Origin of the sequence: Proteiniborus sp. MB09-C3, assembly GCF_030263895.1 — a bacterium.
GTDB lineage: Bacteria > Bacillota > Clostridia > Tissierellales > Proteiniboraceae > Proteiniborus.
In genome coordinates this window covers 141,086-165,457 of the sequence record NZ_CP127161.1, presented here as the reverse complement: position 1 = coordinate 165,457, position 24,372 = coordinate 141,086, and the positions used below count along the sequence as shown (strand labels likewise).

Genomic DNA, 24,372 nt, shown 5'->3' with positions numbered 1-24,372 from the left:
TTCATGACAAAAATAAAAAATAGCATTAAAGAAGCTTTATCAGTTGTCAAGAGTGGTGATACCCTTCTTGTTGGTGGCTTTGGGTTGGTTGGTAGCCCACTATCATTAATTGAAGGATTGATCAATTCAGATGTAGATAATTTAACAGTTGTAAGCAACAATTTAGGAGAGCAAAACAGAGGACTTGGAAAGCTGTTAAATCAAGGAAAGATAAAAAAGGGAATAGGCTCTTATTTTACTAGCAATAGAGATGTAGGCGAGGCATATAAAAAAGGAATTATTGAATTAGAATTAAGTCCTCAAGGAACTCTTGCAGAAAGAATGAGAGCTGGAGGAGTGGGAATCCCTGCTTTTTATACACAGACAGCTCAAGGAACAGACTTAGGGAAAGGAAAAGAAGAAAGATGCTTCAATGGGGATAAGTATATACTTGAAACTGCTTTGCGAGGTAATGTAGCTTTAATTAGAGCACATAAAGCAGATACTTTAGGGAACTTAGTATACTATAAAACTGCTAGAAACTTCAACCCTATAATGGCAACTGCTGCTGATTATGTTATTGCAGAAGTTGATGAAATTGTAGAAGCTGGAGAACTAGATCCAGAGTGTATAGTTACACCACATCTGTACGTTGATACTATAGTGAAAGCAACTCATATTTTAACTAAGGAAGGGGTGGTATATAATGGATAAAAAAGATGGAACTAAATATAATATTGCAAAAAGAGCAGCTCAAGAACTCAAAGGGCCACTTATTGTAAATCTAGGAATTGGCGTACCTACTTTAGTTCCTAACTATGTAAATGATGAACAGGTATTTTTGCATACAGAAAATGGGATGTTAGGTGTTGGTCCTGTAGACGACAATAACATTGATCCTAATCTAGTAAATGCAGGTAAATTACCTGTGTCAGAAATGATTGGTTCATCCTATTTTGATAGTGCTCAATCTTTTGGTATGATTCGTGGAGGTCATGTAGATGTGGCAATCTTGGGAGTTTTACAGGCTGATGAAACAGGTAAAATAGCTAACTGGTCTGTTCCAGGTCAAGACATCATTGGAGTAGGTGGAGCGATGGATTTACTTTGTGGAACAAAAAAAGTAATATGCACCATGATGCATACAACTAAAACTGGTGAGTCTAAGATTCTTAAAAAGTGTACCTATCCAATTACTTCTGAAAGACAAGTGGACATGATAATTACAAATTTAGCTGTATTTGAATTTATAGAAGGTAAGATGTATTTAACAGAATTAATGCCTGGAGCAACTATTGAGGAAGTTAGGGCAAAAACAGAAGCTAATTTTATAGAAAAACTTAAATAGAAAATAACTGTGCAGAAAGAAAGGGGAACATTATGGCAATTAAAGAATTTAAAACATATATTTTAGATATGGAGACTGTGAGACCTCATCAACTATCAATGACTACAATTACTTCGCAGGCCATTATTGTAGGACGTGCTATTGATGAAGATGGAACTGAGGGTTGGTCGGAAGTTGCAAACATTGGTGGAATTTCATATGGGGAGCAAACACCAGAAGCAATTAAGATTAATATTGATACTTATTTAGCTAAATTTGTAATTGGTAGAGAAGCTAAAGACTTTAATTTAATAATGCACGAAATTGGACATGCTGCTAAAGGTAACAACTATTCTAAAGCAGTTGTAGAGGGAGCACTTATTGATTTAGCAGCTAGACAAAAAGGAATTCCTGCCTATGAATTATTAGGAGGGAAAATTCACAATTCTATTCCATTGGCTTGGACTTTAGCATCTGGCAATACTGAAAGAGATATAAAAGAAGCTAAAGAGCTATTGGCTATTAAAAGACATAAAATATTTAAGCTGAAAATAGGTACTGGAGATCCAGATGCAAATGTAGAGCATGTTAGAAAAATAATTGAAGCCGTTGGAGATCAAGCTAAAGTAACTGTTGATATAAATCAGGCCTGGGATGAAGATACTTCTGTGCGTTGCATCAAAAAATTACAGGATTATGGTGTGAACATGGTTGAGCAACCAGTTCCTGTTTGGAATTATGAAGCTATGGCGAGACTGACACAAAAATTTGATGTTCCTATAATGGCAGACGAATCTTCAACTTATATACATGATTGCTTTCTTATTGCTAAACATAGAGCAGGAAATTGTATAGCATTAAAACCATGCAAACATGGAGGTTTATTAGAAACTAAAAAAGTCGCAGCTATTGCTGAAGCAGCTGGCTTTGGATTATATGGGGGAACTATGATTGAATCAAGCCTTGGTTCTGCAATGGCACTTTCTGTGTATTCAACAATTTCAGCATTTGAGTTTGGAACCGAACTATTCGGACAATTCTTATACAAAGACAGAATAACAGTTGACGAATTACAAGTTAAAGACTATGAATTAATTATTCCTGATAAGCCGGGATTTGGTCTTGAGGTTGATGTAGATAAAGTAAAATTCTATGCAAGAGACTTTTATTAATCTAAAAGTTCTTTATAGACAGTAAATTACAAAAATTAGTTAAACTTTAGCTTCCTTGACTTAAATTCAAATCAAGGAAGCTAAATTAGAATAATAGTATCGTATAAAAGGATATAGGAGGCATAGCCGTGAAAGATGTCGTTATTATAGATTCTGTGAGAACACCAATAGGTTCATTAGGAGGAACACTTAAAAATATTGCAGCTGATATACTCGCAGCTGAGACTATTAAGGAGTTATTGAAACGTACAGAACTTAATCCAAATAAAATCGATGAGGTGATACTAGGTCAGGCAAAGCAAAGTGCAGATATTTCCAACATTGCTAGAGTAGCCTCTCTACGTGCAGGAATACCGCTAGAAGTTCCTGGATACACAGTTCACAGGCAATGTGGATCAGGTTTGCAGGTTATAAATAATGCAACGCAACAAATTCAATCTGAGAATGCAGACATAGTTGTGTGTGGAGGAGCCGAGTCAATGAGCACTGCACCATATTATGTAAACAATGTTCGTTTTGGAGTAAAAGCGGGGAATATTGAGTTAAAAGATCCAAATACAGCTAGCCAACCTGGTTCACAACCTTATGAGGTTTATGGAGATTTAACCATGGGAATGACAGCAGAAAATGTTGCTGAAAAATACGTAATTTCTAGAGAGGAGCAGGACAGGTTTGCCTTACAGTCTCAAGAAAGAGCTCGTAGAGCGATTAATGAAGGCAGATTTAAAGATCAAATAGTCCCATTAATCATACAGCAAAAAAAGAACAGTTTTTCTTTTGATACTGATGAATACCCTCGTGATACAAATATGGAGGCATTAGGAAAACTAAAACCAGTTTTCAAAAAGGAAGGAACAGTAACTGCGGGAAATGCAAGTGGTAGGAATGATGGTGCAGCAGCATTACTTATTATGTCTAAAGAAAAAGCTGTAGAATTAGGCTATAAAAATGGGTTTAGAGTTGTTGCCTTTGCCTCAGCGGGAGTAGATCCAAACTACATGGGTTTAGGACCAATTCCAGCTACTAAAAAAGCTCTGGAGAAAGCAAACTTATCAATAGAGGATATAGACGTAATAGAATTAAATGAAGCTTTTGCGGCCCAAGCATTAGCATTCTTTAGAGAATTTAAATTAGACCCAACAACAGAAAAAGCAAATCCTAATGGAGGAGCAATTTCTCTAGGTCATCCAATTGGTGCCACTGGTTCAATATTAATGACAAAACTTATGCATGAACTAAACAGGATTAAAGGTAAATATGGAGTTGTTACTTTATGTATTGCAGGCGGCATTGGAATAACTACAATAGTTGAAAGAATTGAAATAAAATAAATTTAAACCCAGAAAATTTAAGAATTATATAAATGAAAAAAATAAAGTAGTTAAAATAATCTTAAATTCATAGTATTTTTGTCCATATAGCAAAATTAAAAACAAGAGGCCAAGTTTGAAAAGCTGAAACAATGTTTATTATAGCTTTTTAAGCTTGGTTTTTTATTGACTATCTCAGAATTATGTTTCTATTAAATTATTTATGGAGAAACTATTTACAAAATAATAATGAAATGTTACAATGGAATCAACCTACCCCACCATGGGTGGGGTAAAATAAAAAAAGGGCTTGTCCCGTGGTTCATAAAGGAGTGAAAAAGATGGCTATAAAAAAATCAACTATAAAGGTTTCAGGGATGACTTGTGCAGCTTGTTCAAAAAGGGTAGAGAATTCTCTATCAAAGCTAGAAGGAGTAATTACTGCTACAGTAAATCTAGTTATAGAAAAAGCTACTGTTGAATACGACGATGCAAAACTTTCTATTGATGATATAGTAAAGGCTATTGAAAAAACAGGATATGAAACTTCAACAGGAAAGATTACTTTAAATATAGAGGGCATGACCTGTGCAGCTTGCTCATCAAGGGTAGAAAAAGTCCTTAGTAAAATAAATGGAGTGACATCAGTAAATGTTAACCTAGCTTTAAATAAAGGGACCATAGAGTATATAGAAGGCGAACTCACAGCAGAGGATTTTAAAAATGCTGTTAAGAAGGCAGGATATAAAGCAACAGAGGAAATAGATTCAAGTGTGGATAGAGATAAGGAAGCCAGAGAAAAAGAGATTAAAAAGCTAAAAACTCTGTTTGTAGTATCGGTCGTATTTGCGCTCCCTCTTTTCTCAGCAATGTTTTTCCATATGGCAAATATCCATACTATTTTAAGCAACGGATATTTTCAATTATTACTAGCTACACCTGTTCAATTTATTGTTGGATATAGATTTTATAAGGGTGCATATCATTCTCTTAGGGGCGGAGGAGCCAATATGGATGTACTGGTTTCCATGGGTACATCAGCTGCGTATTTTTACAGTCTATATAATGTAATAATAGGAGTTCCTGATTATTATTTTGAAGCCTCAGCAGTTATTATTACATTGATACTGTTAGGAAAGCTTTTGGAAGCCTCTGCAAAAGGCAGAACATCAGAGGCAATCAAGAAACTAATGGGATTGCAGGCTAAAACTGCAAGAATACTTAGGGATGGAGAAGAAATTGATATACCCATAGAAGAAGTAGAAGTAGGAGATATAATAATAGTTAGACCAGGAGAAAAGATTCCAGTAGACGGAAAGGTTGTAGATGGGAATTCCTCAGTAGATGAGTCTATGCTCACAGGTGAAAGTATACCAGTGGATAAAAAAGTCGGAGATGAAGTAATAGGTGCTACAATAAATAAATTTGGAACATTTAAATTTGAAGCAACAAAAATCGGGAAAGATACAGCATTAGCACAGATTATAAAATTAGTGGAGGATGCTCAAGGCTCTAAAGCTCCAGTTCAGAGACTTGCAGATAAAATATCAGGCATATTCGTACCCGTAGTAGTTATCATAGCATTTGCTACCTTCTTATTATGGTATTTCATAGCAGGAGACTTTACACAGGCTTTAATCAGTGCAGTTGCAGTATTGGTAATAGCATGCCCTTGTGCCCTAGGCTTGGCTACCCCTACAGCTATAATGGTAGGTACAGGAAAGGGCGCAGAGAATGGTATATTAATAAAAGGCGGAGAACATCTAGAGAGAGCTCACAAGCTAAATTCCATAGTATTCGATAAGACAGGAACCATAACTAAGGGTGAGCCAGAAGTTACAGATATAATAGCTTTTGACTATGAAGAAGACTTGATATTGAGACTTACAGGAATTGCAGAGAAAAATTCTGAGCATCCATTAGGTCAAGCAATAGTAGAGAGAGCAAAAGAAAAAGGCATTGCATTAAATGATGCTGATAAATTTGAAGCCATACCAGGTCATGGAATATACGCTTCTATAGAAGGAAAAGATTTATATGTAGGAAACAGAAAGCTTATGAAAGACAAAAATATAGAAATATCACATGTAGAGGAGAAGATATCTTCTCTAGAAGATGAAGGAAAGACAGCTATGCTGATATCTATAGATGGGAAAATAAGTGGAATAATTGCAGTAGCAGATACAGTAAAGGAACATTCAAAGGAAGCTATCAAAAGACTGACAGATATGGGAATAGAAGTTTATATGATAACAGGAGATAATGAAAGGACTGCAAAAGCAATTGCAAGACAAGTCGGTATAGATAATGTATTAGCTGAAGTTCTTCCAGAGCATAAAGCAGAGAATATTGAAAGAATTAAAGCAGAAGGAAAAGTTGTAGGAATGGTTGGTGATGGAATAAACGATGCTCCTGCCCTTGCAGCAGCTGATACAGGATTTGCCATAGGAACAGGAACTGATGTAGCTATGGAAGCTGCAGATATTACTCTTATAAAGGGAGATTTAAGGGATATAGTTCATGCCATAGAGTTAAGCAGAAAAACCATGAGAACAATAAAACAAAATCTATTCTGGGCATTTGCATATAATACAGCAGGTATTCCTCTTGCAGCCTTAGGCTTCTTAAATCCAATGATAGCAGGAGCAGCCATGGCATTCAGTTCAGTTTCTGTAGTCAGCAATTCATTGAGATTAAAGAGATTTAGAGTGAAGTAACTATGAATTAGAAGTTAAAGATTAAGAATTGAAAATAATTGTTATCATGAGCATTTTTGTCATACTGAGCAAAGCGAAAGATCTTGAGATTTTTCACTATGTTTAGAATAATATTAATAAAAAAGGAGAGTGTAGATATGAAAAAAACATTAACAGTAGAAGGAATGAATTGTCAGCATTGTGTAAAGGCAGTAAAAAATGCATTAAGTCAACTAGAAGGAGTAAAATCAGTAGAGGTAGATCTAGCAGCAAAGAAAGTAGAAGTAGAGGGAGACAATCTACAAGATGCAGCAATAAAAGAAGCAATTGAAGATGCAGGTTATGAAGTAGTATAGAAAATAGAATGGAGAGTAAAAATGAATAAAGGAAGGAAGAATGCATTAAATCTTCTCAAAACTTCTAAGGGACAGTTAGAAGGTATCATAAAGATGATAGAGGAAGAAAGATACTGTGTAGACATATCAAAGCAGATACTATCAGTAATAGGCCTTCTAAAAAAAGCAAATCTAAATATATTAGATCAGCACATAAAGAGCTGTGTAAAGGATGCTATTTTAGAAGGGCATGGAGATGAAAAGATAGAAGAAATAATCAATGTAATAGATAAGTATATAAAATAATAAATAATATTGATGTCAAAGCGAGGTCGCTGAAAAAAGTTTAAATTTCTTGCCTGCTATTCTGAAGTGTAGTCAAAGATGTATGTTTTAATACACTAGATACACTTTACTAGAATCCAGGATGGCAAAAGAAGACTTTTTCAATGGCCTCGCTACCTTTATATATAGAAAGGATACCTCTGCTCAAATAGGGGGATGTGAGCTAATATATTGTAAGAGCAAAGCAGTTTGTAGATTATGTATGCAATTTTATTTAGTATAAAAGGGAGATTTTTATATATGAGTATACCTTTAATAAATATAAAATTGGAAAATCAATTAATATATGATGAAATAACCCATGCGGACTTGGAGACAGAGGAATGATTACCACAAATAATAAAGAACTAGCTATAAAGCTCAAGGCTTTACGTGTCCATAGAAGTGGTGATACTGGAATAGAACTGCATTATCAACGCTATTTATGAATTTGATAAGCTAAAAAATTTAAGACTATAAGCTAAACAAGCTTATAGTCTTAATAAATTTACATCTTATATTTTTCAAGGTCTTCCTTAAAGGCTTCAGATACATTCTTGAATTCAACAATATTATCCATCATCTTTTCAAGCTCTGCTGCATAAGAAGTCATATTTGCACTTACTTCTTCAGAGGAAGCAGAGTTTTCCTCGGCTATAGCAGCCAGTGATTCAATATTTTCGGATACCTTATTTATATTGCTTGTTTCATCATTAAGCTGCTTAATAGCTTCTATTAGAGAAGAGGATACTTCTTTAACAGAAATTACAATAGAGTGATTTACATCAGCAACACTTGAAAGCTTAGTATTTTCATTGTCTAATATTGAATATTGATTTTCAACCTGAGACACTACAGAATCAATTTCATTTATAAATGATAATAAATTAGAATTAATATGCTGAACTGCATTTTTTGACTCCTCTGCAAGCTTTCTTATTTCATCAGCTACAACAGCAAATCCTCTACCTTGATCACCTGCCCTTGAGGCTTCAATGGCAGCATTTAAAGCAAGTAGATTAGTTTGGTCAGCAATAGTTTCAACGGTTTCAACTATTTTTGTAACATCCTGAGCTCTTTTTTGAAGAGAAAGACTATTCTCTTTAACTCTTTCAAATTCATTTAGCATATTATCTAAATTGGAAGAAGTGCTTTTTAGCTCATTGTAGCTATTACCTATTCTTTCGACAACCTTCTCAAGCTCATCCTTACTATGATTTTCATCATCAGATATTTTATTTAGTGCTACAATATTATTGTTTAACAGATATGCAGAGTTTTCAGTTTCCTCTGCCTGATTTACTGCACCCATAGCTACCTGCTCAACGACTGCGGAGATTTCCTTTGAAGTAAAATTCATATTATTCGAGATATCATTAAATTTATCGCTAAATACATTTAACTCGTCGGTCATGCCTTTAAATCCGACAAAATCTTCTCTCAAAACATCTTTATACCCATTGATTAATGAATTTATATCTTCGAAAAAATCATTAGTAGATATGTCATGTTCCTCAGAAAAGTTATTTTCCTTTAAGTTTCTTAGCTGATACATAATACTTTTAGTAGGCATTAGAAGCAGCTTCGTAATTATTGCTGGAACTAAAAAGCTTAGTACTAAGGTAATACCTGCTAAAGGCCACTTATCTAAGAAGCTAGAAAGCAATATATGAGGAATTCCAACTAAAATTAGTGAGGCAACAGCGACTTTGATTTCAAATTTTTTTATAAATCCTAAAGATAAAAATTTATTAAATCTATATTGTTTATATTCGTAAATCTGTTCAGCAAAAGTAATATGTATTTTAGTGAAAGTATCAGTTTTTTCAATAACCTCCACATTGATACTTTCATTATAATACTTAGCAGCTCCCTTAAGCATACCATGAAAATAACCAAACATGCCTCTTTGTGATTTATAGGTCATTTCTGCCATATTTCCACTTATGGCTTTCATGCTTAATATAGGAGGATTGGCGCCAGGTATTCTTTCTGTAACTACCACATGTATATCATACATGGCTTTTAAAAATGAATACAGATTTTTATACTTAAAGAAACCAGGATAATCTTCAGAAAATGTAAGCACATTATCAATACCTATTTCTTCCCATGTATCATTGGCAGATTTACCAAGTTTTTTTGAAATAGCATCTACAAATCCTCTTGCATAAGAATCCTCTATATCCTCAGTAGGCTTAAATATCTTATCAGGATTCATTCCAACTGCTGTCATAGCTTCGTTAACTAAGGAGTCGTCGTAAAGCTTTCTTGAAGTTTTAATCCATGCGGATACAATAGTTCCTTTCATAATTTAGGGTTTAACCCGTTTCCTCCTTTATTTCTAGACTCATTACTTTAAATGTTCCACAAAAGTTGACATATTCCTTCTTTTTTATTTATAAATTGTTCGAGTGACATTAAACCGTGTCCTCTGACCTTTCATTCACACGGACAGCTTTATTTTCATACTATATTATATATATCTATAACTTTTGAGATATTTTTGTGTGTTTTATGAGGATTAAAGTAAATAGCCTGATTTTCATGTTTGACTTTTAAGGAGGTATTTTCATGTTATCTAATAACATTATTTATATAAATGTTTTTATTCATAGAGAAAATAGAATAGTGCGGATGCCACTGGAAGAGATTGTTGCAATGGCGGTTTTAACACAAATAAAGCAAGAATTTCATATTGAGATGATTAAAGTACAAGGAATAGTAGCGAGAACACAGCTTGTACGCTTAATGAGGGCCTATGACGGAGCAGGATGCTCAAATCACTATGGATGTGATATCTGCGATGAAGGACATTGTATACAATTAGAAGACAATAATCGCTTAAAAGAGATTTGGGGAGATGAATACGAAAATAGGGTAAAAATAGTAGAAAAGGCCGTAAGAGAAACAGAAGGGGTTATCATGACCTTTGATAACAAACCAATAGATGCTAGATTTCATGATACCTGTGGAGGTTCTACGGAAAATTCAGAAAGTGTCATGGCAAGAGAAATAGTATATCTAAGAAGAGTATTATGTGATTATTGTACTGAATCACCTAATTGGGATGATAGTAAATCTATATCCGTAAAAGAACTTGAGGAAAAGCTAAATGTAAAGTTCCCTTCTTTAAAGCCTACCTTAAAAACTAGTATAGAAAGCTTTTTTGATGATGTAAAAAGAGATGAATATGGGCGTGTTATCAGTATAAAAATATCAGGTAAGGAGTTCAAGGGAACAGAAATTATAGAATTACTGGGGCTTAATTCTACAAGATTTAGCTTCTCCCCTACGATAATAGCCTTCGTCACTAGAGGAAAAGGAGATGGATTAGGGCTATGTCAATATGGTGGAAATCAAATGGCCTTAGAAGGCAAAAATTATTTAGAAATATTAAATTATTATTTTACAGGCATTGAAATAAAGAAAATTGAAGCACCATGTATAGAAAAGCCGTTAAGTGGAAGAATAATAATGTTAGATCCTGGTCATGGAGGAGAAAATAGCCACGATTATATTGGAGTCAATGGAACAAGCGAAAAGGAGCTAGTTCTTAAAATATCTCAAAAGCTTAAGGCATCATTGGAAGAGCTTGGAGCAAAGGTTTCTATGACTAGAGACAAAGACGAGTACGTTTCATTATCTAATAGGGCGCAAATGGCTAATAAATTAAGGCCTGATTTTTTTCTTAGCGTTCATTTGAATGGCTACGCTAATCCTTCAATACATGGATGTGAGATATATTATTATAGAAGTGACAAGGAAAGCGAGACATTAGCAAAATCAATAATGGCAAACCTAACTAAAGATGGAGAAATTCTTGACCGTGGAATAAGGGTAGCAGACTTTTACTTATTGAGAGAAGTCAATGTAGGGTCACTACATCTAGAACTAGAATATATAACTAATCCTAATAAAGAATTGAAATTAAATGATGAGACATATATTGACAAAGTAATAGCTCGAATTACGGCTGGATTTGTAGAATACTACAAATATTAGAAAAGCAGCTATTTTTTCATAACAATTTGTAAGAAATTTGTGTTTGACAAGAGGTAGCATTGTATAGTACAATGAAAAGTTATATTTGACAGCTGGACTCATATGTGATAGTATTATATATGGATAAATGGAAAGAAGGTGATTGTTTGTTGGAAAAAAACTCTCTGGCGAAAATCAGAGCCAATGTAGAAAGTTGCGTAGGACAGAAAGTCAGGTTAAAAGCTAACAAGGGAAGGAAGAAGACAACAATCAGGGAAGGAATTATAGAAAGCGCATACCCTAGTATTTTTGTAGTAAAAATCGATGGCGGATATAATTCTATAAGGAGAGTATCATATAGTTATTCTGATATATTGACAGAAACAGTTGAAGTTACCCTATGTAATGAAGAGAAAAAAATTCAGATAAGCTAACACAAGCTGCCCTTTGGGTGGCTTGATTGTTTTTTTGCTATTGACTTTATCCATAAATATAGTATATTTATTGTTAGTAAACTCTAAGTTTAATAATACTAAGCGAAAGGCTTTTACCCAATAAGTTTAGTAGATATAAGTATTCAGTATAATGATACTTAATATTTTATAGAAATATACTAGGGAGGCGATGTTTATGGATTTATGGTTTACAGAAAATCATACAGAACACGTTAAATTTTCAATGAAAGTAAAGTCGCATCTATTTTCAGCAGAAAGCGAATATCAAAAAATAGATGTAATAGATACCTATGAATTTGGAAAAGTATTAGTAATAGACGGATACTTAATGGTTACAGAAAAGGACGAATTCATATATCATGAAATGATTACTCATGTGGCTATGGCTGTGAATCCAAATATAAAAAATGTGCTAGTCATAGGCGGCGGTGATGGAGGAGCTGTTAGGGAGCTGACCAGATACAGCTCAATCGAAAAAATTGATATGGTTGAGATTGACGATGTAGTAGTAAAGGCAGCCAAAAAATACTTGGATTTTACAGCAAATAGATTAGATGATGAAAGGGTTACACTTCATATAGAGGACGGAATTAAGTTTGTAAAAGGAAAAAAGGGCTTATATGATTTGATAATAGTAGACTCAACTGATCCTATAGGGCCTGGGGAAGGTTTATTTACTACTAAATTCTATAGAGACTGCTATAAAATACTTACAGAAAAGGGTATATTAATAAATCAAAATGAAAGCCCATATTATGCAGATACAGCAGAGCAGATGATAAAAGCTACTAAAAAGCTTAAAAATGTATTTCCAATAGTAGAAGTTTTTCAGTGCCATCTTCCCACATATGCATCTGGACATTGGATTCTAGGGTTTTCATCTAAGGCCTTTCATCCAACTCATGGTTTTGATGGAGAGAGATGGGAGCAAATAGGGCTAGAAACGAAGTATTATAATACGAATGTTCATTTAGGTTCATTTGCATTGCCTACTTATGTCAATAAAATGTTAGAATAGATTTACTGAAATTAGAAAAGCATGGACAGTCAAATTTTGTTCATGCTTTTCTAATTTAAAATTCTAATCCTCTTCCTGTAGACATAGAATTAGATAAATAAAACTTTTTATTAATTTAATTAGTAATTTTTTGGGACATTATAACATATTATTTTGCATAGGAATATATTAGTGTGATATTTTAAGATAACTTAAAGTCTCAGATAAAGGGAGGAGGAATTGCATGGCAGTTGAACTAATCAAGGATTTACTTAAGATAGACCAAGTAATAGGGAAAGATGAGATACAAGCACTAGTTGAGGGAGAAATAAAAGTGCCAGATACCAAGCCGAGAATTAAAAAGGTACTAAAAATAGATGGGGATGTAGAGGTAACAGGCACAAAAACTGCAAAAGGGAAAATCACAGTTAATGGGATCGTAAACTTTAATGTCCTATATAGTACAGATGATGAGCTGCAGTCGGTACATAATTTAAATGCAAGAACGGACTTTAAAGAAGAAATAGAGATAGAAGGAGTAGCTGAAGGTACAGTAACGGATATAAAGGCTAATGTTGAACACATAGACTATGATCAAGATGGAGACACGTCTATATCAGTAAGAAGTGTAATCTCCATAACAGGAAAAGCAACTTATGATAATACCATAGATATAATTAAAGATATAAAAGGATCGGATGGAATACAGGTTTTGAAAGAAAACATAAAATACAATGATGTAATGGGTGTAAACACCTCATCTACATTAGTAAAAGAAGCATTCGAATTAGAACAAGAGATGCCAGATATTATAGATGTTCTTAGGATTGATACGAAGGTACATGAAAAAGAGACAAAGGTTGTAGATGATAAAGTTATAGTAGCAGGTGTAGTAGCATGCTCAATTATGTATTTTGGCGATGATGAGGAGAATAAAGTAAATTATATTAATCATGAAATACCATTTACACATTTTGTAGAGCTGCCTGGTGCTGAAAAAGACATGGACTGTGGATTAAAGCTTAGCTCATATGATACGAATTTTGAAATAAAAGAAGACATAAATGGAGTTCTAAGAATATTAGATATTGAATCTACAGTAAAGATTAACGCAAAGGTATATAGGCAGGTAGAAAAAGAAGTGGCAGTTGACACTTACTCTACTAGCAAGATATTTGACATCAAAAAACAAGAGGTAGTAGTGTCAGAAAGCATAGGACAGCGCACTTCAAAGGAAATGATTAAAGGAGTTCTAGAAGTTGGCAAAGAAATTATCAAAAGCATCTATAGCATAAATGGCAGATCATTAATTACTGATTATAAGATAATGGAAGGCAAAGTGATTATAGAAGGATTATTAGAAGTAGATATGCTATATCAAATAGAAGAAAATGATGAGATAAAGGATGCTAGGCATGAGATACCATTTAAAACTTATGTAGATATAGAGCAAGTAGAGGATGAGTTGGATTTAGAAGTTGAAAACATTTTAGAAGATATAAGCTACAAGAAAATAAACAGTCATGAAGTGGAACTAGAAGCAACTGTAAACAACTGTGTAGCTGTAAATAGAATAAAGAAGATAAACATTGTTACAGAAGCAATAGAAACAGAGGAAACCATAGATAGAGTTTCTAGACCTAGTATTACAATATACATTGTGCAAAAAGATGATACAATATGGGATATAGCTAAGAGATATAATACAACAGTAGAAGAAATCATAAAAACCAACGATATAGTTTCTCCTGAAAATATAATGCCCGGAGAAAAGATAATAATTGAAAAGAATGTGAACTTTGAGCTATAAGTAGATAGCCAGAATCTTTGATTCTGTGCTAGTCACTTATGCAGTGGCTTAATCAAAAATAGCCTAGAGGAAATCTCAAGGCTATTTTTTTATGTATTTTGTATAAAGAATATATTATACTATAATATAAAGAAGGATTTGAATGAAATATAGGCTTATGGTTTCGAATGCAAACAATACTAAAGCTTATTTCGCTAAAAATTGTAGTTGCGTTCTGCAAATGTTCGCTTAATATCTCATTTAAATCATGGTAATGCAAGAGGAATAGAACAGGAGAACACCATGAAAAAAATAAAAATAGATGCTCATGCAAAAATAAATTTATCATTAGACGTCCTTAAAAGGAGAGAAGACGGCTATCACGAGCTTGAGATGATAATGCAGCAATTGTCCTTAAAGGATATCATTACTATAGAAGAGAGAGACCTGGGATTCACTTTAGAATCAAATTCAAGAGAGATACCCTTAGACACTTCTAATCTGGTATATAAAGCTTATGCTATAATAGCAAAAAGATTTAATATAAATAAAGGAATTCATATATATATAGAGAAGAATATACCAATAGCGGGAGGTCTTGCAGGTGGAAGTACAGATGCTGCAGCAGTTTTAAAGGGACTTAATACTTTATGGAAATTAAATCTTAACGAGGAGCAGCTAATGGATATAGGGCTAAAGATTGGTGCAGACGTACCCTATTGTATCATGGGTGGAACAGCACTGGCCAAAGGCGTAGGTGAAAAGCTTACTAAGCTTAATAGCTTTTCTGACAGACTTATATTAATAGCAAATCCAGGAATAAATATTTCAACTGCCTATGTATACAATAATCTTAATCTAGATAAAATAGCAGATAGGCCTCAGACTCAGGCCATGCTGAAACACATAGAATATGGAGATACAGAGCTTGTAGCTAAAGAAATGAAAAATGTCCTAGAAACAGTAACAATCAAAGAAAATCCTGTTCTAAGTAAAATAAAAGATCAGATGATAATGCATGGGGCTTTAGGAAGCCTTATGAGTGGTAGTGGACCAACTATTTTTGGTATATTTAAAGATCCAGTAGATATGACTAAATGTGAAAAAAATTTAAAACACAGTATAAAAACAGTTTTATCAACAAAGACTGTTTAAGGAGGATTACAGATGGATATTGACTTAGATAAACTAGACCTACATGACTATAAGCCACTTAGGGAAATAGTCTTTGAATCTATAAGAGAAGCTATATTAGACGGAAGACTGAAGCCTGGAGAAAGAGTCATGGAAATACAATTGGCAGAGAAGCTTGGCGTCAGTAGAACTCCAGTGAGAGAAGCTATAAGAAAGCTTGAGCTTGAGGGATTATTGATAATGGAGCCTAGAAAAGGAGCATATGTAGCAGATGTTTCATTAAAAGACGTGGTAGATGTATTAGAAGTCAGATCTTCTCTAGAAGGGTTAGCTGCATCCCTTGCAGCCATTAGAGCCAGTGAAGAAGAGATACAGCTATTAAGGGAAAAATCCACTCAATTTAAGGAATGTATAGAGAAAAGTGATGTTCAAGGAATGATAAACAAGGATACAGAATTTCACGAGGTCATACTACAGGCTGCAAAAAATAAAAAGCTAACATCCATTATAGAAAGCTTAAGAGAACAGGTACAAAGATTTCGAGTAACTTATTTTACTGAATACAATATGACCACATATCTTGTAAAAGAACATCAAAATGTTTTAGATGCAATAGAAAGCAGAAATTCTGAAAAAGCAAATGAATATGCACAGAAGCATATAGAAAATATTGAAAAGTTTATAGTATCTCGTGTAAAAGATAATTTCAAAATAGATAATATATGAGAAAATATGAGGAATGAAGTATATGATAAATTGTATAATTCTTGCAGGAAACGAAAGGGATCAGCTAGAATCAAAGAACAGCAAAGCTCTTATTGAACTACAAGGCAAGCCCATGGTTATGTATGTTATAGATGCACTGAAGGCATCTAATAGCATACATAAGGTAGTCATAGTAGGTGATAAAAACCAGCTTGCCAGTTTGGAGGCAAAAGTAGATGCTATAATAGACCATACTGGTAGCATGTTGGACAACATAGTAGCTGGAGTAAAGCACTTTCAGGAAGACTCTATGCTTCTCATATCTACCTGCGATATACCGCTTTTAACAGGAGAAGCAGTGGAAGACTTTATAAAAAGGTCTTTAGAAGTCAAAGCAGATATATGTTATCCCATAATAAACAGGACTACATGTCAGCTTGCATATCCAGAGTCTGAAAGAACCTATGCGACTCTAAAGGAAGGTCAATTTACAGGCGGAAATTTATTTATGCTAAATCCAGCTATACTTAATAGCTGCATAGACATAGCAGAACAAATGATAAGCTATAGAAAAAGTCCTGCAAAAATGAGCAGAGTATTAGGCTTGCCATTCTTAATAAAGCTGGCAGCAGGAAGACTTGCCATAGAAGAGGTAGAAAACAGAGTATCCAGGCTTCTCAATATAAGAGGAAAGGCCATAATATCAGACTATGCAGAAATAGGAAATGACGTAGACAAACCAGAACATATTCATATGGCAGAAAAATATTTACAAAAATATAAAACTGAAATTTGATTATAAGACAGATAGATATTCTCCACGTTCAATATAATATCCATAGCTTGAGTAAAAAGCACAGAGTACATTTAGAAAATGCACTCTGTGCTTTTTTGCATAAAATGTACTTTGCTGGCAAATATTATACTAAGTAATTCATTTACTTAGGGAGCTGATTGAAAAATGACTTTTAGATATGTTCTTGTTTATAGCATCAAGCCATTACTAAAAAGCTTTCTGCCATTTTTCGTTATTGCAGTTGGCATATTTATTTTATTAATGGATAGAAGAGAATTACAGAGTTCAGGAAAGAAAAGAGATGCAAAGCTAGCAAAGGCAATAGGTATAGTATACATAATAGCAGGGCCAGTACTCTACCTAATAGGTAGAATCATTTAAGGAGGCATATATGGGTTTTTTAGATAGATTCTTTAAAAAACAGCAAGAGGAGAAAAATACCGTGAAAAAAAAGATGCCCTCATCAAAAAATTTAGAAGAAAATATGAAAAAGCTCAAGGAAGTTTTCAAGGATTGTGATGATGTGCTTTTTAGAAACTTTAAGGTAGGCGCGGAGCAAATACACGAATTTGCTGTAATACAGATTGATGGAATAGCAGACAAGGATTTTGTAAATCAGCATGTATTAAGGCCCCTAATGCTAGAAGGAAGAGGTAAGGCTCCTGAAGATGTTAGGGATGGTCTATTTAGATTATCAATGGATGGAGCCATAGCAACTACAGAGCTAAAGGAAATAGATAATCTCACAGAAGCAATAGATAGCATCCTAGTAGGAGATACTGCTGTAATAATAAATGGATACGAAAAAATAATCATTATAGGTTCAAGAGGATATCCTACTAGAGGGATAAATGAGGCCGAGTCGGAGACCGTAGTTAGGGGCCCCAGGGACGGCTTTGTAGAGACTCTAAAATTTAACACAGGACTCATAAGAAAAAGAATAAGGGATACTAAATTTAAAGTAAAAAATATGCAGGCAGGAGAAAGATCAAAGACAGATATAGCAGTATTATATATAGAAGACATAGCGAATCCTAATCTAGTGAAAGAAATAATAAAGAGAATAGAAAGTATTAAAATAGATGCCGTATTAGAAAGCTCATATGTAGAACAACTCATTGAGGATAGCCATTATTCTCCATTCCCGCAGCTAGAAAGCACAGAAAAACCTGATGCAGTTGCTGCTGCACTCTATCAGGGCCGTATAGCCATTGTTGTAGATAATACACCATTTTGTCTATTAGCTCCTGCTACAGTAATGACATTTTTACAAGCAGCAGAAGATTATTATCAGAGATGGCCAATAATATCATTGTCAAGATTAGTTAGATATTTTGCAGTATTTGTGTCATTATTAGGTCCTGCATTGTATATAGCCGTAGTTTCTTACCATCCTGGTCTATTGCCTACAAGGCTTGCACTCTATATAGGAGCAAGCAGAATAAATGTGCCATTTCCAGCCTTTATAGAGGCATTTATGATGGAGATAACCATAGAACTCTTAAGGGAAGCAGGCTCACGTATGTCAGGTCCTATAGGTACTACTATAAGTATTGTAGGAGGTCTTGTCATAGGTCAAGCAGCTGTAGAAGCAGGAATAGTCAGCCCTCTTATGGTCATAGTAGTAGCGGTTACAGCAATAGCCTCCTTTATGATACCGAATTTTGGATTCGCTTCATCCTTTAGAATATTGAGATTTATAGTAATGGCATTTGCATCAGTTCTTGGTTTATATGGGATAATGTTGGCATTGATTATGATAATCACTCATTTAGTAAAATTAACTAGCTTTGAAATACCTTATATGGCTCCTTTTGCAACATTGGGAAGAACAATATCGGACTTAAAGGACACATTTATAAAAGTACCCTTAATTAAAATGAGAGAAAGGCAAAAATTGTCTAATTTAATAGACGAAGATAGGCTCATATACAAAGAGCATAAGGATAATGGAGATGATAAAAATGATAGGAGAAAATAAAAGGATATCTAATTTTCAAGCTGCTGTGCTTATGCTTCATACAATAATTGGAGTAGGAGTGCTGTCTTTGCCAGGTACCTTAGCAGAAAGGCTTGGAACTTCCGGGTGGATTTCATTGGTGATAACTGGAGTAATAGTAGCTATACCAGTAGCTATGATGACAAAGCTAATGATTATGTATGAAGGAAAAAATATAATGGAAATAAGTAGTCTGCTTATAGGAAAGCCACTTACATATATAACCTTAGCAATTATGGTCATACATATGGTAGAGCAGGGTTCCATTGTCGCAAGAATATTTGGTGAAGTAATAAAGATGTTCCTGCTATTTTCTACTCCTATAGAAGTAATCATAGTGACAGTCCTTTTAACAGCAGTCTATACAGTCAGAAGTGGTGTAGAAGCAATGGGAAGGTTTTCAGTTGTAGTAATACCTTTTATAGTAGTTTCACTTTTAGTTTTCAGCTTTGTGCTAATACCAGATTTAGATTTCAGCAATCTTTTGCCTGTTTTTAAAACTAGTCCTGTGGAGATACTTAAATCAATACCTTTTACTTTCTTTTCCTTTGGAGGAATGGAGTTTTTACTAATATATATGCATTATTCGAAAAATCCTAAGTCAGCAATGAAATATAATCTTGGAGCAATTGGAGTAATAACGGTATTATATTCATTATCCTTCTTTTTGACCCTTGCAAGATTTGGTGAGAAAGGACTAGAAAAACAGCTTTGGCCCCTATTGTCTCTGACAAAAGCCATACAATTTCCTAGTGCCTTTATAGAAAACATAGATGGTATAGTCATGGCAATTTGGGTAATAGTAGCTTTTACTACCCTAATGTCAGCTATATTTTCAGCCTCAATATTAATAGGAAAAATGTGCAAGGCAGAAGAATATAAATACTTTGCTTTACCTCTTGTGCCAATAATCTACTTTATGTCACTTGTTCCTAGAAATGTGGTATTAGTCTATGATTATGGACAAATATCTACTTATATTTTTGCTACTTTTGCTTCAATAATTTATCCCACACTGCTATTTATCATTGCAGTACTTAAAAAGAAAGGGGAAGCAAAGAGAAATGAAAACACCATGTAAGCTAATTATTGTATTATGCATGGCAATTTTACTCACTGGTTGCTGGGATTTAATAGAGTTAGATCAGTACTTTTTTATATCGACAATAGGAATAGATACCTATAATCCAGAAGAGAATGCAGCTGACGAGGTTGAAAGAGAAGTAGAGGGAAATGAAATATCGAAGGAAAATAGATTTGTGGTTACTTATGTAGCACCAGATTTAAGGGCAATAGGGAAAAATGCTACAAGTGATAAGCCTAGAATTGTTATGGCAAGTATAAGCAGCAATCCTTATGAGACGACTAAGGAATTGGCTACTAGAACCACTAGAAATTTTACATTTAGGCATACAAAGGTAGTTCTTTTAGGAGAAGAAATAGCTAAAAATAGGGAGTATATGAAGGAAATATTAGACAATCTAGGTAGGCATGATCAGCTCAGCAGAAAACTTAATGTTCTCGTAGTAAAAGGTACTGCAAAGGAAGTAATCAACATAGAAGACCCATTTGAGCCTGAGACAGGCTATCTTATAAATCAAATAATTGGTAAAAAACAAGGGTCGTCAAGATATAACGATATGGTTTTGGAGGAAATATTGACGGAGCTTTATTTTAGCGGCAATGCACTTTTTCCTAGAGCTATACCTGGAAAGGGAGAGGTAAAGGTAGGTGGATCTGGAATAGTAAAGGATTTCAAGCTTGTAGGATGGCTGGAAGATGCAGAAAATATTTCAGCCATGTTCCTAATGAATAGAGTAAGCACTGCTGTGATTAATATAGTACATGAGAACGCTATAGTACCATATGTAATCACAAATTCACATACAAAGAATCATGTAACTATGGATGGAGACAAAATAAAATATACAGTAAATATAACTACAGAAGGTTATATTCAGCAGTACAAGCTGGGAGCTAAGGAAAAGATAACAGATCAGAAGACAATAATGAATATAGAAAATGAACTGGAAGACACACTGAGCAAGCAAATACGAGCTACATTTAATAAATTGCAAAAAGAGTTTAAGGTAGATGCTTTAGGCTTAGGAAGGAATATTAGCAAATATAATCCTAAATTATGGGATGATATAAAGGATGATTGGGAAGATATATTTCCAGACATAGAATTCGAAATAAATGTAGATGCAAGATTAAGAAGAATTGGAATGACTAAGTAAATTATGTTTAAAATAATCAATAATTGCTAATACTTAGTTATAAAGGGAAAAGAATTAAGAACGAAAAACGAGATTCTCAGAATGACAACTTTCTTTTGTCATCCCGAGATGGGCAGTATAAGCGAAGGATCTCGTATTTAGAATTAAAAATTATAGGCGGGGGAGAGGAGAAAATGAGATTAATGAAAAATAGAAAGTGGATATTACTTACTAGTATTGTAATTGTAATATCAGCAGTATTTTTAAATTACATATTTAGTTCAAGCATTAGTAGCGAGGCATATAAGAATAAGCTCATAAGACTACATGTACTAGCAAATAGTGATTCGCCAGAGGATCAAGAATTAAAGCTAAAAGTCAGAGACAAAATAATAGATAATATGAATGATAAGCTAAAGGATTCAAATTCAATCGATGAAACTAGAGAAATAGTGAAAAGCAATATTGAAGAAATAAAGAAAACAGCCCTAGAAGAAATAAAATTGGACGGAAAGGAATATCAGGTATCAGTTTCATTGGATAATCAAAATTTCCCAACAAAATCCTACGGAGGATTTACATTACCCGCAGGAGAATATGAGGCCCTGAGAGTAGTCATAGGAGAGGGCAAGGGACAAAACTGGTGGTGTGTAATGTTTCCGCCATTATGCTTCATAGATATAACAAATGGATTAACAGATAACAAAACAAAGGACGAGTTAAGAAAGGTTTTAACAGAAGAAGAATTCAATATGATAATAAGTGCAAAAGACAAAGAGGAAATGCCAATAATTTTAAAATCAAAGGTACTAGAGCTATTTGAAAAAGGAAGAATTCAACTTGCAAAGATTTTTGTAGCTGGCAGACATTAGTCGAAGCTGCATAAAAACCAGAGGGACGTTAAGAAATGACCCTCTGGTTTTTTGTATTTCCAAGCAGTTTTAAAATGTTTGTATAAATATAGATATTTTTACAGAAAATAAGACCAATCCGAATTTATTATACACAACATAGGAGGGGAGGAAAAACTTGAAGAAGATAGTTTTAATCTTAAGCATCTTAATAATAGTAACATTTACTGCAGGCACCTTTTACATAAACGAAAATATACATTCAGTGCAGGCAAAGGAGCAAGCAATGTTACAGGAAAGAATTCTATATTGGGGGTCAGAAGGAGAAGACGTAAGGCAAGTTCAATCCAGACTTTCTCAATGGGGATATCTTGTAGGTGATGTTGATGGCATATATGGAGCTGATACATATAGGGCCGTAAGAAGGTTTCAAAGAGCTAATGGCTTAAATGAAGATGGGGTAGTAGGACCAGCTACAGCATCAGCAATAGGGATTTCCCTTGCTGGCCCAGCTGCCGAAACTGGTACAGGACTTAGCAGGGAAGGAGACGTGTATTTATTAGCAAAGGCAATACATGCAGAAGCAAGGGGTGAGCCTTATATAGGAAAAGTTGCTGTAGGAGCAGTCATACTCAATAGAACAAGACACCCTTCATTTCCTAGTACAATAGCAGGGGTAATATATCAACCCTTAGCCTTTACGGCAGTAGACGATGGGCAGATAAATCTAGAGCCAGATGAAGAATCAATACGAGCTGCAAGAGATGCAATAAATGGGTGGGATCCAACCTATGGATGTAGGTATTACTGGAATCCTGCAACAGCTACTAGTACATGGATATGGTCTAGACAGGTGGTTATAAAAATAGGTAAACACTGGTTCGGAAACTAGGGAGGTGATATGAATGAATAGAAAAGGAATAACTTCTGCTATATTAGCAATAGCACTTTTAGCAGTGGGAGTTTGGGGAGCTTACCAATATCAGCTTAAAAATGATTACCAAATAGCTTTAAATAATGATTATCAAAGGCTATTTCATGATACAAAAGCCCATGTAGCCAATGTTCAAGTAGGACTATCAAAAGCACTTCTGTCTGATTCAATGGATCAAAATGTACTTCTGCTATCTCAGATAATGCAGCAGGCATCTTTAGCTCAAGATAAGCTTGCACAATTACCAGTAAGCCATAGTGACATAAGTAAAACTAAAAAGTATCTAACACAAGTAGCTGACTATAGCTACTCAATGATAAGACAGCATTTAGATGGAAATAAACCAGATAGTAAGCAAAGAGAGGCAATGTTCAAGCTTCAAGATTACTCAGCTTACTTAACAAGGGAGCTATCCACAGTACAGGATAAAATAATGACAGGCCAAATGACTCTAGGTAAAATACAGCAGAAGCAAAGAGAAGGCTTGAAGGAAGCAGATAAGGATATGCTAAATACAAGATTGACTAAATTTGAAGAAACAATGACAGAATACCCAGAATTAATATATGATGGACCATTTTCTGATCAAATTATGAATATGAAGCCTAAAGGATTAGGAGAGAAAAATGTAAGTGCTGATGAGGCAAGAAAAATAGCAGAAGATTTTCTTGGGGATCAGCAGAAAGGAAATCTAGAATTATTTGAAGAAGGTGAGCATTCAAACAATGCAGCAACTATACCTTCCTATACCTTTAGCCTATCTACAGGAAACAAAAAAGAAGCAGCTGGAGCATATATTAGTATAAGCAAGCAAGGTGGCCATGTAGTTTGGATGACTAATCCAAGAAATGTAAGCAGCATTAGTCTATCTATGAAGCAAGCACAGGATAGGGCGCTAAAATTTTTAGAGGAAAAAGGCTATAAAAACATGGAACCAAACTATTCATTGAAAAATGATGGCACTGGATTGTTTAATTTCGCATATACAGAAAACGATGTAACCATATATCCTGATTTGATAAAAGTCAGAGTAGCCTTAGATAGTGGAGAAATAGTAGGCTTTGATGCAGCAACATACTTACATGCCCATCATAGTAGAGAAATACCAGCTCCACAAATAACACAGGAAGAAGCTAGGGGCAAGGTTAGACTAGATTTCAATATAGACAGCGTAAGGCTTGCAATGATTCCAAAAGGATCAAAGGAAGTATTATGCTACGAATTTAAAGGAAAATATAAAGAAAATGATTATATAGTATATATCAATGCATTAGATGGAAGAGAAGAGCAAATATTACAGATAATAAAGGACGAAAATGGAACATTGACATTCTAAAGATTAAAGGAGTAAGCGGAACGCTATTGT

The 24,372-nt window shown here is 34.2% G+C and carries 22 protein-coding genes; 21 read left to right on the top strand and 1 reads right to left on the bottom strand.

Annotated elements, in window-relative coordinates:
* Positions 1-3: 3 nt before the first annotated feature.
* The 7 genes from QO263_RS00770 to QO263_RS00740 all read left to right on the top strand — a co-directional run bounded on the left by QO263_RS00770 (position 4) and on the right by QO263_RS00740 (position 7,125).
* Positions 4-693 (top strand): CoA transferase subunit A, encoded by a 690-nt coding sequence (locus QO263_RS00770; protein WP_285625276.1) that lies wholly within the window; start codon positions 4-6, stop codon positions 691-693.
* Positions 686-1,327, top strand: coding sequence for a 3-oxoacid CoA-transferase subunit B (locus QO263_RS00765; protein ID WP_285625273.1), 642 nt, complete (start codon positions 686-688; stop codon positions 1,325-1,327). Before QO263_RS00770 ends, QO263_RS00765 begins: the two co-directional genes overlap by 8 nt.
* Before the next feature lie 32 nt (positions 1,328-1,359).
* A complete protein-coding gene (locus QO263_RS00760) occupies positions 1,360-2,478 on the top strand; it encodes a muconate/chloromuconate family cycloisomerase (protein WP_285625271.1) in 1,119 nt (372 codons plus the stop codon).
* 128 nt (positions 2,479-2,606) lie between these two features.
* A complete protein-coding gene (locus QO263_RS00755; RefSeq protein WP_285625269.1) occupies positions 2,607-3,809 on the top strand; it encodes a thiolase family protein in 1,203 nt (400 codons plus the stop codon).
* A gap of 320 nt (positions 3,810-4,129) precedes the next feature.
* Positions 4,130-6,505, top strand: coding sequence for a heavy metal translocating P-type ATPase (locus QO263_RS00750; RefSeq protein WP_285625268.1), 2,376 nt, complete (start codon positions 4,130-4,132; stop codon positions 6,503-6,505).
* A 137-nt stretch (positions 6,506-6,642) separates the two neighbouring features.
* Entirely contained in the window at positions 6,643-6,840 is a 198-nt protein-coding gene (locus QO263_RS00745; RefSeq protein WP_285625265.1) for a copper ion binding protein, read from the top strand.
* A 21-nt stretch (positions 6,841-6,861) separates the two neighbouring features.
* Positions 6,862-7,125, top strand: coding sequence for a metal-sensing transcriptional repressor (locus tag QO263_RS00740; protein ID WP_285625263.1), 264 nt, complete (start codon positions 6,862-6,864; stop codon positions 7,123-7,125).
* Between the two features lie 526 nt (positions 7,126-7,651).
* Here QO263_RS00740 and QO263_RS00735 read toward each other — a convergent pair.
* The gene (locus QO263_RS00735) at positions 7,652-9,454 is read right to left on the bottom strand and encodes a methyl-accepting chemotaxis protein (protein ID WP_285625260.1); all 1,803 of its coding nucleotides are present in this window, start codon (positions 9,452-9,454) and stop codon (positions 7,652-7,654) included.
* Positions 9,455-9,717: 263 nt separating this feature from the next.
* Here QO263_RS00735 and spoIID point away from each other — a divergent pair, with 263 nt between their 5' ends.
* The 14 genes from spoIID (at position 9,718) to ypeB (ending at position 24,342) form a co-directional block, all read left to right on the top strand.
* Positions 9,718-11,148, top strand: coding sequence for a stage II sporulation protein D (gene spoIID / locus QO263_RS00730; protein WP_285625258.1), 1,431 nt, complete (start codon positions 9,718-9,720; stop codon positions 11,146-11,148).
* Between the two features lie 146 nt (positions 11,149-11,294).
* Positions 11,295-11,561, top strand: coding sequence for a Veg family protein (locus QO263_RS00725; protein WP_285625256.1), 267 nt, complete (start codon positions 11,295-11,297; stop codon positions 11,559-11,561).
* A 196-nt stretch (positions 11,562-11,757) separates the two neighbouring features.
* The gene (speE, locus tag QO263_RS00720; RefSeq protein ID WP_285625253.1) at positions 11,758-12,600 is read left to right on the top strand and encodes a polyamine aminopropyltransferase; all 843 of its coding nucleotides are present in this window, start codon (positions 11,758-11,760) and stop codon (positions 12,598-12,600) included.
* A 223-nt stretch (positions 12,601-12,823) separates the two neighbouring features.
* The gene (locus QO263_RS00715) at positions 12,824-14,389 is read left to right on the top strand and encodes a DUF3794 and LysM peptidoglycan-binding domain-containing protein (protein ID WP_285625251.1); all 1,566 of its coding nucleotides are present in this window, start codon (positions 12,824-12,826) and stop codon (positions 14,387-14,389) included.
* 282 nt (positions 14,390-14,671) lie between these two features.
* On the top strand, positions 14,672-15,523 hold the full coding sequence (gene ispE / locus QO263_RS00710; RefSeq protein ID WP_285625248.1) for a 4-(cytidine 5'-diphospho)-2-C-methyl-D-erythritol kinase: 852 nt from the start codon (positions 14,672-14,674) through the stop codon (positions 15,521-15,523).
* A gap of 12 nt (positions 15,524-15,535) precedes the next feature.
* Complete coding sequence (locus QO263_RS00705; protein WP_285625245.1) at positions 15,536-16,228, top strand: GntR family transcriptional regulator; 693 nt, start codon at positions 15,536-15,538, stop codon at positions 16,226-16,228.
* A gap of 22 nt (positions 16,229-16,250) precedes the next feature.
* Positions 16,251-17,003 (top strand): nucleotidyltransferase family protein, encoded by a 753-nt coding sequence (locus QO263_RS00700; protein ID WP_285625242.1) that lies wholly within the window; start codon positions 16,251-16,253, stop codon positions 17,001-17,003.
* Positions 17,004-17,168: 165 nt separating this feature from the next.
* Positions 17,169-17,384, top strand: a complete 216-nt coding sequence (locus QO263_RS00695) for a CLC_0170 family protein (RefSeq protein WP_285625239.1) — start codon at positions 17,169-17,171, stop codon at positions 17,382-17,384.
* 10 nt (positions 17,385-17,394) lie between these two features.
* Positions 17,395-18,984, top strand: coding sequence for a spore germination protein (locus tag QO263_RS00690; protein WP_285625237.1), 1,590 nt, complete (start codon positions 17,395-17,397; stop codon positions 18,982-18,984).
* Positions 18,968-20,083: a GerAB/ArcD/ProY family transporter gene (locus tag QO263_RS00685; protein ID WP_285625234.1), complete on the top strand. Its 1,116-nt coding sequence runs from the start codon at positions 18,968-18,970 to the stop codon at positions 20,081-20,083. Before QO263_RS00690 ends, QO263_RS00685 begins: the two co-directional genes overlap by 17 nt.
* Positions 20,067-21,242, top strand: coding sequence for a Ger(x)C family spore germination protein (locus QO263_RS00680; RefSeq protein ID WP_285625232.1), 1,176 nt, complete (start codon positions 20,067-20,069; stop codon positions 21,240-21,242). The genes QO263_RS00685 and QO263_RS00680 overlap by 17 nt, the downstream gene beginning before the upstream one ends.
* A gap of 173 nt (positions 21,243-21,415) precedes the next feature.
* Positions 21,416-22,093, top strand: a complete 678-nt coding sequence (spoIIR, locus tag QO263_RS00675; protein ID WP_285625230.1) for a stage II sporulation protein R — start codon at positions 21,416-21,418, stop codon at positions 22,091-22,093.
* Between the two features lie 157 nt (positions 22,094-22,250).
* Positions 22,251-22,964: a spore cortex-lytic enzyme gene (gene sleB, locus QO263_RS00670; RefSeq protein ID WP_285625228.1), complete on the top strand. Its 714-nt coding sequence runs from the start codon at positions 22,251-22,253 to the stop codon at positions 22,962-22,964.
* A 13-nt stretch (positions 22,965-22,977) separates the two neighbouring features.
* Positions 22,978-24,342, top strand: coding sequence for a germination protein YpeB (gene ypeB, locus QO263_RS00665; RefSeq protein ID WP_285625226.1), 1,365 nt, complete (start codon positions 22,978-22,980; stop codon positions 24,340-24,342).
* The last annotated feature ends 30 nt before the right edge of the window (positions 24,343-24,372 follow it).

Excerpts from the sequence above, each read along its gene's own strand:
- QO263_RS00770 (WP_285625276.1), top strand. The coding sequence starts at position 4 with ATGACAAAAATAAAAAATAGCATTAAAGAAGCTTTATCAGTTGTCAAG.
- QO263_RS00765 (WP_285625273.1), top strand. The coding sequence starts at position 686 with ATGGATAAAAAAGATGGAACTAAATATAATATTGCAAAAAGAGCAGCT.
- QO263_RS00760 (WP_285625271.1), top strand. The coding sequence starts at position 1,360 with ATGGCAATTAAAGAATTTAAAACATATATTTTAGATATGGAGACTGTG.
- QO263_RS00750 (WP_285625268.1), top strand. The coding sequence starts at position 4,130 with ATGGCTATAAAAAAATCAACTATAAAGGTTTCAGGGATGACTTGTGCA.
- QO263_RS00745 (WP_285625265.1), top strand. The coding sequence starts at position 6,643 with ATGAAAAAAACATTAACAGTAGAAGGAATGAATTGTCAGCATTGTGTA.
- QO263_RS00740 (WP_285625263.1), top strand. The coding sequence starts at position 6,862 with ATGAATAAAGGAAGGAAGAATGCATTAAATCTTCTCAAAACTTCTAAG.
- QO263_RS00735 (WP_285625260.1), bottom strand. The coding sequence starts at position 9,454 with ATGAAAGGAACTATTGTATCCGCATGGATTAAAACTTCAAGAAAGCTT.
- spoIID (WP_285625258.1), top strand. The coding sequence starts at position 9,718 with ATGTTATCTAATAACATTATTTATATAAATGTTTTTATTCATAGAGAA.
- speE (WP_285625253.1), top strand. The coding sequence starts at position 11,758 with ATGGATTTATGGTTTACAGAAAATCATACAGAACACGTTAAATTTTCA.
- QO263_RS00715 (WP_285625251.1), top strand. The coding sequence starts at position 12,824 with ATGGCAGTTGAACTAATCAAGGATTTACTTAAGATAGACCAAGTAATA.
- ispE (WP_285625248.1), top strand. The coding sequence starts at position 14,672 with ATGAAAAAAATAAAAATAGATGCTCATGCAAAAATAAATTTATCATTA.
- QO263_RS00705 (WP_285625245.1), top strand. The coding sequence starts at position 15,536 with ATGGATATTGACTTAGATAAACTAGACCTACATGACTATAAGCCACTT.
- QO263_RS00700 (WP_285625242.1), top strand. The coding sequence starts at position 16,251 with ATGATAAATTGTATAATTCTTGCAGGAAACGAAAGGGATCAGCTAGAA.
- QO263_RS00695 (WP_285625239.1), top strand. The coding sequence starts at position 17,169 with ATGACTTTTAGATATGTTCTTGTTTATAGCATCAAGCCATTACTAAAA.
- QO263_RS00690 (WP_285625237.1), top strand. The coding sequence starts at position 17,395 with ATGGGTTTTTTAGATAGATTCTTTAAAAAACAGCAAGAGGAGAAAAAT.
- QO263_RS00685 (WP_285625234.1), top strand. The coding sequence starts at position 18,968 with ATGATAGGAGAAAATAAAAGGATATCTAATTTTCAAGCTGCTGTGCTT.
- QO263_RS00680 (WP_285625232.1), top strand. The coding sequence starts at position 20,067 with ATGAAAACACCATGTAAGCTAATTATTGTATTATGCATGGCAATTTTA.
- spoIIR (WP_285625230.1), top strand. The coding sequence starts at position 21,416 with ATGAGATTAATGAAAAATAGAAAGTGGATATTACTTACTAGTATTGTA.
- ypeB (WP_285625226.1), top strand. The coding sequence starts at position 22,978 with ATGAATAGAAAAGGAATAACTTCTGCTATATTAGCAATAGCACTTTTA.